Genomic DNA, 7,046 nt, shown 5'->3' on the forward strand with positions numbered 1-7,046 from the left:
ATGTTCAAGAAGTAAAGGTAAAACAACGTCCTTTTGTTGGCTATATTGCGTGGTTAGTTCAAAGAGTAACAGCATTAATTCTACTCTTTTGTTTACCATTAAAAATTTATAGTGGTTATGCAATGGTCGGAAAACTTCCAGGTATCGGCATTTTCTCTGCACTACATTTAAACGCTTTATTAGATGCTCTCTTAATCTTTGCTTTAATTTTCCATGCTTTATATGGTTTTAGGGTGATTCTAATTGATGTCGGTATTGTAAAAGATAATCGAAGTGTGTTTACTATTTTTACCGTAATTGGTGCGGTTTTATGTGCCATCATGTTTTATGTCATTGTGTCCTAGTAACATATTATTATATAAATTTTCACTAAAAAAAGAGTAGGTGAACTCGTTGGAACACGTAGAGACAGATATTCTAATCTTGGGGAGTGGCGGTGCTGGTTTATTTGCAGCTCATCATGCAGCTGATCAGAACCCCAATTTAAAAATTATCGTTTCAGCAAAAGGGTTAATAGGAAAAAGCGGGTGTACCCGTATGGTACAAGGCGGATATAATGTTGTACTTCATCCAGATGATTCATTTGAAAAGCATTTTAACGATACGATCAAAGGTGGGGGCGGAATCAATGATCAGGAGCTGGCATGGACGCTAGTTAATGATGCGCCTAAAAGAATAAGAGAGTTAGAAACAAAAATGGGCGTCTTTTTTGATAGAAATGAAGATGGAACGATTCACCAAAAACCCTTTGCTGGTCAAACATTCGACCGGACTGTTCACAAGGGAGACTTAACAGGAATTGAAATTATTTCTCGGATGCGTGATCAGCTTTATGCTAAACCAAACGTCACCGCATGGGATGAAGTAAGGGCTATTGATATATTATTTGATGAAGAAAAACGCAAAGTAGCTGGGTGTTTAATGCTCAATATGAGAACCGGCGAATTTATTGTCGTTCACTGTAAAGCTGTTATTGTCGGGACGGGCGGTGCCGCCACCATGTACAAGATTGCAACACCTAGCCTTGAGAAATCTGGAGATGGAATGGCTATGTGCTACCGAGCAGGAACAGAGTTTTTGGATATGGAAATGATGCAATTCCATCCAACAGGACTGCTTGCCGAGAATTCACGGTTAAATGGGGGTGTTCTGGAAGAAGGCCTTCGCGGAGCCGGGGGCTACTTAATCAATTCTCTTGGAGAAAGATTTATGAAAAATTACGATCCGGAACGTATGGAGCGCTCTACAAGAGACCGGGTTTCAAGAGCAGCCTATATGGAAATTATGGAAGGTCGCGGAACTCCGTTGGGTGGGGTATACGTGGATGTATCCCATCTTGGGAAAGAAAATGTGCGGCGAATGTTCCCTGGCATGGTAGAACGCTGCCAGGATGTTGGTAAGGATTTAAGCATGGAGCCCGTAGAGATCTCCCCAGCAGCCCACTTTCATATGGGAGGGGTAAGGATAACGAACAACTGTGAATCGAATATTGCCGGGTTATTTGTGGCCGGAGAGGATGCAGGTGGAGTACACGGAGCAAACCGCCTAGGCGGAAATGGCGTTTGTGACTCCACTGTATTTGGTGCCAGAGCAGGCGNNCATTAATACCATCGGCACTCTTGGAAAAATATCGGATACCCAAGTTCAGTCCTTTATTGACGATATTGTAAAGCCTTTTAATAATGAGGAAGGAGAAAATCCTTTTTATATTCGTAATGATTTGAAAAACTTAATGTGGGAAAAAGTTGGTCTGGTCCGAAATGGGAAAGATCTAGAGATTGCTTTAAATGAACTTAGAGTATTAGAAAAGCGAATTGAGCGTGTATCTGTGAAAGGTTCACGACACTATAATCTAACATGGCAAGAATTCTTAAATGTTCGTAATCTGGTAACGATAGCCAAGATGGTTACGGCTAGTGCCCTAATGCGTACTGAAAGCAGAGGCTCTCACTACAGAGAGGATTATCAGGAAAGCAATGATGAGCAATGGCTAAGCAATATATACGTGACCAAGGGTGAAGACGGAGAACCCCGCTATCATGTAGAAAAAACTAAACAAACCCGTATCGATGTGTCAAGAATTGAAGGATATAAGATCGAAGTGGCTTCCAAATAACAAGAAAAGGAGTGGGCTCTATGACAGTTATCGATTATACTGCAGATTATAAGCATGTTTGGGAAGTGGACAAAGATTTTTATAAAAGTGTTGAGGAATCCTGCAAAACTCTTTATATTGAATCCCTTAAGGATTTACCACCTGATGTTAGAACTGCCTTAGAAAGAGCTTATGAAAATGAAGAATTAGAAAGTGGGAAAGAGATTCTAGCAACACTCATCAAGACTGTTTCCACTGCGGATGATCAAAAATTATTAATCTGCCAAGACACAGGAATTCCTGTATACTTTGTAAAAGTAGGAAATCAAGTGCGGTTTGATGGTCTAAGACTAGAGCAGGCAATTAGAATAGGTACGGAACGGGCAACACTGGAGCATCCATTAAGAAGCAGTATTGTAAACACATTAACAAGAAAAAACCATGGCACTTCTACCGGAAACCAAGTCCCTATTATTCACTATGAATTTGTGGAGGGGGATCAGATTGAAATTTTAATTGTTCCCAAGGGATCAGGTTCTGAAAACATGAGTTATTTAAAAATGTTAACGCCCGCCGCCGGTATTGATGGGATTAAAAAATACGTCTTAGAATGTGTGTTTGAATCTGGCGCCAATCCATGTCCTCCTACAATCGTTGGAATTGGAATCGGTGGAACAGCAGACAAATGTGCGGCACTTGCGAAAAAAGCCGCTGCACGTGAAGTTGGCTCTCCTAATCCGGATCCAAATGTACGGAAACTAGAGGAGGAACTGTTTGCTTTAATAAATAAATTGGGATTGGGTGCACAAGGCTTAGGAGGAAGTACGACAGCATTGGCAGTCCATATTGAAGCAGCAGATACGCATATGACATGTAACCCGGTAGCTGTCAATATGATGTGTTGGCCTGCGCGAAGAATGAGAGCTATCTTCACTCAAGTGGAAGATCCTAGAATTTCATTTTAATGAGGCTTCCCAAAAAGTTATCATAATTAAACCCAATCGTTCATTTGATTTTTAATAAGAGTCACCTATTAAGCTCAATTTCATCCCCCAATTAGGGAGATGAAATTGAGTAAAAGAAAACCTTATTCCTTTCATCCACAGATATTACTGATAGTCACTATTTAAGCTGGAGGTTTTCAAATGAGTAGCGAGCTTCAAGTAGAAAAATCCGCCGTCACCAATTCGAAAATACCATTTATTAAGTCACAAAATCTTCCAGGTATTGGTTTAACATTTGTTATTGGCCTAATCGCCCATTCTTTGGGAAAGGATTTTCCCCTAATCGGCGGGGCTGTGATTGCCATTGTTATCGGAGTCCTCATGAGACAGTTTCTTGTTGTTCCCGAGGAATTTTATCCTGGAATCGGCTATACTCTTAAAAAGTTATTGAAACTGGCCATTATTCTTCTTGGCTTTAGTTTTAGTTTTTCCGAAATCTTCCAGCTTGGAATAAATACGCTAATTATCGTATTAGTTGCAGTCATCCTCGGTATTGGCCTAACCTATTTCATCGGAAGGTTATTTAAACTCAAAGGGAATATTCCTTTGCTCATTAGTTTAGGGACTGGAATTTGCGGAGCAACAGCAATTGCCACTACAGGGCCAATCCTAAAAGCAAAAGATGAGGACATCGTCTATGCAGTTAACACAATTTTTGCCTTTAATGTATTAGCTGTATTAATCTATCCCATTATTGGCCATTTGCTTTCCATGCCAGATAGTATGTTCGGGGCATGGGCAGGTACAGCAATTCATGACACCTCTTCTGTTGTCGCAGCTGGATATAGCTACAGTACAGAAGCTGGAGATGCATCCGTAGTTATTAAATTGATTAGAACATTAATGCTAGTGCCAGTTGCTGTCCTATTATCAATTTTTATTTCTATTAAAAACAAAACGGCGAATCCCGATCAGAAAAAAGTAAAAATGAGTAAAGTCTTTCCTTTCTTTATATTATTTTTTGCTGGAGCTGCTGCGATAAATACGTTTTTCCCTTTGCCATCCAGCTTTATCGAGCCCACTACTTTCATTGCTAAATTTGTCATATTAATGGTCATGGCCAGTGTAGGTCTAGGAACTGATTTAAAAAAGATTAAATCTGTAGGGATACGCCCCTTAATGGTTGGTTTAATTTCATCCATTATTATGGGAGCTATCAGCCTACTTCTAATTATGATCCTTTTTTAATAAATTTTATAGAATAATCGTTTAGTTGCCTTTAGGATTGCAAGGTTTGATAAATCCACTAGGAGGGGTACTATGGCACATTATAGATTAAAGGCTCCGTTGACAGATGAAGATATTAAGAAATTATATGCAGGAGATACCGTCACTTTAGATGGGATCATTTTCGGAATCCGTGATGCAAATCTGATTCGCCTTTTTGATAAGAAGGTGGAACTGCCAGCTGACCTTGTTCCACAATTACAAGGATCAATCGGTCTCCATACGGCTCCGGGAGTCAGAAAGTTAGAAGACGGTACATATGAAAAGGTGAGTATTGGCACGACTACAAGCTATCGTATGGATCGTTTTACTAGGGGATTAATGCAAGATTATGGCATGAAAGTCATTATTGGAAAAGGAGGACTTCTCGAGGATGGGAGTCAAGCATGTGTTGATTTTAATGGTTGTTATTTCTCTATCCTTGGGGGATCGGCAGCACTGGAGACGACACAGGTAGAAGCCATTGAAGATGTATGGTGGGAAGACCTGATGCCTGAAGCCATATGGAAATTCAGGGTAAAGGATTTTGGGCCTTTAATTGTCTCTATTGATTCTCATGGGAACAATAAATACAAGGATATTAAGAAAATTGCAAGAGCAAATCTAGATAATATATTAAATCAAATTTAGACATGGAGAAATAAACGGATAAAGGCAAAAGTCCTATTTTAAATAGGATTCTTGCCTTTTATCTTCTCGTTTTTACAGTTTAATAAATANNATGGCGGAAGGTTGGATCTTCCTATTCCTGATTGTCCTAATATCTTCTTTGCTGCAAACAAGTACGGGCTACGGATTTTCGGTTATAAGCACACCGTTTTTATTTTTGCTCTATCCCGTGCATACGGCGATTCAAATTAGTATTATTCTTTCCCTTTGTCTTTCCATCTTTATGATCTTTAAAATAGGAAAAGAAATTGATAAAGCCCTGTTAATACGTTTAATAAAAGGAAGTAGTGTAGGAACTCTCTTAGGAATTCCGATTTATCTTTATTTGGATGTCACCCTGCTAAAGATCATTGTGGGTGTACTGATTCTGATTTTCACGGTTCTTCTTATTTTAAAATTAACCATCAAGCAAACAAAGAAAAGGGACATCTTGACTGGTGGAATATCTGGCCTTCTAACGACAAGCATGGGAATACCCGGTCCACCTCTGTTACTTTATTTTTCTGGGAGTGCAATGGATAAAGACAGCTTTCGGAATATTCCATTAGTCTACAATCTCTTTGTCTATTTCATTAGCTTAATATTACAAATCATATTTAGCGGTACAAGTTCAGTCGTTTGGACTTCTTCCCTTATTTCCATTCCTGCGCTTCTTTTAGGCATATTGCTGGGACAGTTCTTTTTTAAGAAGGTCAGTCAGAGCACATTTCGATTGATTTCCTATCTGATTCTTCTCTTTACAGGCGGTTATTTGATTATCATGAACTTCTTTAACGTTACTTAAGGAAAATTATCCATACTTTAATACAAAACAAAAAACGTGCAGCTCTTTGAACTGTACGTTTTTATTTCCCTTCTTTTGCTCAAGAATAAATATCAAAGAAAAGCTTTATACTTACAAGCAGAATTAAGTACGCCGCAATTCTCTTTAATGTTATTGAATTCAGTCGTTTTGTTATACGTCCGCCAATTTGGGCACCCGCGATTCCCCCTAAAATCAGCATAAACGCATAACCAGTAGGTATGGAGCTGATACTCAGTTTAGTAATCAAACTCCCCGATGCTAAAAGAAAACAAATAAGCAGACTGGAACCTATTGCCCTTTTTATAGGAAGCTTGAATACAAATATCATAAGTGGTACAAAAATAAATCCCGCCGCAATTCCTACTAATCCCCCTGAAATACCTATCATAAAACAGGCCAGTACAGTTAGGATGGTTGAAAAAAGGGTAAAGTTAAAAGGTTCCGATTCCTCATTTGATTTATAGGGTATTTGCATTACAATGGCAGCCGTAACAGCCAGAAAAGCAAAGATGGTACGTAAAAGAAAGTCAGAGGAATAGGAAGCTAATAAAACCCCAATCATACCGCCAATAAACGCCGGAATACCCATGATTAAGACTACTTTACGTTCGACAAGTTTATTCCTTATATAATAAAATCCACCAGAAAGTGTTGAAAAAAAAGTTTGCATAATAGAAAAACCAGCTATCGTGTGCATCGGGAAAGTTTTACCTGTCAGCAAAGGAAAAACAAACATTAGCATAAAGACTAAAATAATTCCTCCTCCAATTGATAACAAGCCCGTAATCATTCCAGATAAAAAACCGATTAACAACATAGTTACATACATTTTTAAGCTCCTTAATTTATTTCGTGATATAAACCTTAAACTCCTCTGGTAGTACTTAATTGAGCTACATGAAAATACGATATTATTCATCCTCGGCAATAACAATAAGATCAGATCCGAATAATCATTAAAAAATCATAGGTTTTAAACTAAAAATATAATTTGGTTATTTTTAATAAATACAAATTGCAGAACAGGCGGAAAAAAACTCTTTAGAAATAGATTGATTAGATAATTATGTTCATTTAATGTTAATAACCCGATGACCCAACCAATAGTTTCATTTAATCACGATTTTAATAAAAATTCAATATTTTCTTAATACTCTGTATGATATTTTTTATATATAAACAACAATTCACCTCTATGATTATAATCAAAGTGTATTGCTACTTTATGCTCAAAAAACAAATAATA

General features: G+C 38.0%; 8 protein-coding genes. 7 read left to right on the forward strand and 1 reads right to left on the reverse strand.

From position 1 onward, the window contains the following. The 7 genes from V7149_RS25425 to V7149_RS25455 form a co-directional block, all read left to right on the forward strand. A partial coding sequence (locus V7149_RS25425; RefSeq protein WP_335348345.1) for a hypothetical protein occupies positions 1-344 on the forward strand: 344 nt, incomplete at its 5' end. A 40-nt stretch (positions 345-384) separates the two neighbouring features. Further along, positions 385-1,605, forward strand: a complete 1,221-nt coding sequence (locus tag V7149_RS25430; protein ID WP_438824163.1) for an FAD-binding protein — start codon at positions 385-387, stop codon at positions 1,603-1,605. Positions 1,606-1,732: 127 nt separating this feature from the next. After that, positions 1,733-2,116 carry a hypothetical protein gene (locus tag V7149_RS25435; RefSeq protein ID WP_438824164.1) on the forward strand — a complete coding sequence of 128 codons (384 nt, stop codon included), beginning with the start codon at positions 1,733-1,735 and terminating at the stop codon, positions 2,114-2,116. A 20-nt stretch (positions 2,117-2,136) separates the two neighbouring features. Next, a complete protein-coding gene (locus tag V7149_RS25440; RefSeq protein ID WP_335348348.1) occupies positions 2,137-3,060 on the forward strand; it encodes a fumarate hydratase in 924 nt (307 codons plus the stop codon). 180 nt (positions 3,061-3,240) lie between these two features. Beyond that, complete coding sequence (locus V7149_RS25445) at positions 3,241-4,287, forward strand: YeiH family protein (protein ID WP_335348349.1); 1,047 nt, start codon at positions 3,241-3,243, stop codon at positions 4,285-4,287. Positions 4,288-4,359: 72 nt separating this feature from the next. Further along, positions 4,360-4,956: a fumarate hydratase C-terminal domain-containing protein gene (locus V7149_RS25450; RefSeq protein ID WP_335348350.1), complete on the forward strand. Its 597-nt coding sequence runs from the start codon at positions 4,360-4,362 to the stop codon at positions 4,954-4,956. Positions 4,957-5,047: 91 nt separating this feature from the next. After that, positions 5,048-5,779 (forward strand): sulfite exporter TauE/SafE family protein, encoded by a 732-nt coding sequence (locus V7149_RS25455; RefSeq protein ID WP_335348351.1) that lies wholly within the window; start codon positions 5,048-5,050, stop codon positions 5,777-5,779. Positions 5,780-5,858: 79 nt separating this feature from the next. On the opposite strand, the gene V7149_RS25460 is transcribed toward V7149_RS25455, so the two are convergent. Then, complete coding sequence (locus V7149_RS25460; RefSeq protein ID WP_335348352.1) at positions 5,859-6,629, reverse strand: sulfite exporter TauE/SafE family protein; 771 nt, start codon at positions 6,627-6,629, stop codon at positions 5,859-5,861. Between the last annotated feature and the right edge of the window lie 417 nt (positions 6,630-7,046).

Origin of the sequence: Bacillus sp. JJ1503, assembly GCF_036965125.1 — a bacterium.
In the GTDB taxonomy this organism is placed as follows: Bacteria; Bacillota; Bacilli; order Bacillales; family Cytobacillaceae; genus Cytobacillus.

What these genes read in the sequence shown, in the direction of transcription:
- V7149_RS25450 (WP_335348350.1), top strand. Translation starts at nt 4,360, where the DNA reads ATGGCACATTATAGATTAAAGGCTCCGTTGACAGATGAAGATATTAAG.
- V7149_RS25435 (WP_438824164.1), top strand. Translation starts at nt 1,733, where the DNA reads ATGTGGGAAAAAGTTGGTCTGGTCCGAAATGGGAAAGATCTAGAGATT.
- V7149_RS25440 (WP_335348348.1), top strand. Translation starts at nt 2,137, where the DNA reads ATGACAGTTATCGATTATACTGCAGATTATAAGCATGTTTGGGAAGTG.
- V7149_RS25455 (WP_335348351.1), top strand. Translation starts at nt 5,048, where the DNA reads ATGGCGGAAGGTTGGATCTTCCTATTCCTGATTGTCCTAATATCTTCT.
- V7149_RS25460 (WP_335348352.1), bottom strand. Translation starts at nt 6,629, where the DNA reads ATGTATGTAACTATGTTGTTAATCGGTTTTTTATCTGGAATGATTACG.
- V7149_RS25445 (WP_335348349.1), top strand. Translation starts at nt 3,241, where the DNA reads ATGAGTAGCGAGCTTCAAGTAGAAAAATCCGCCGTCACCAATTCGAAA.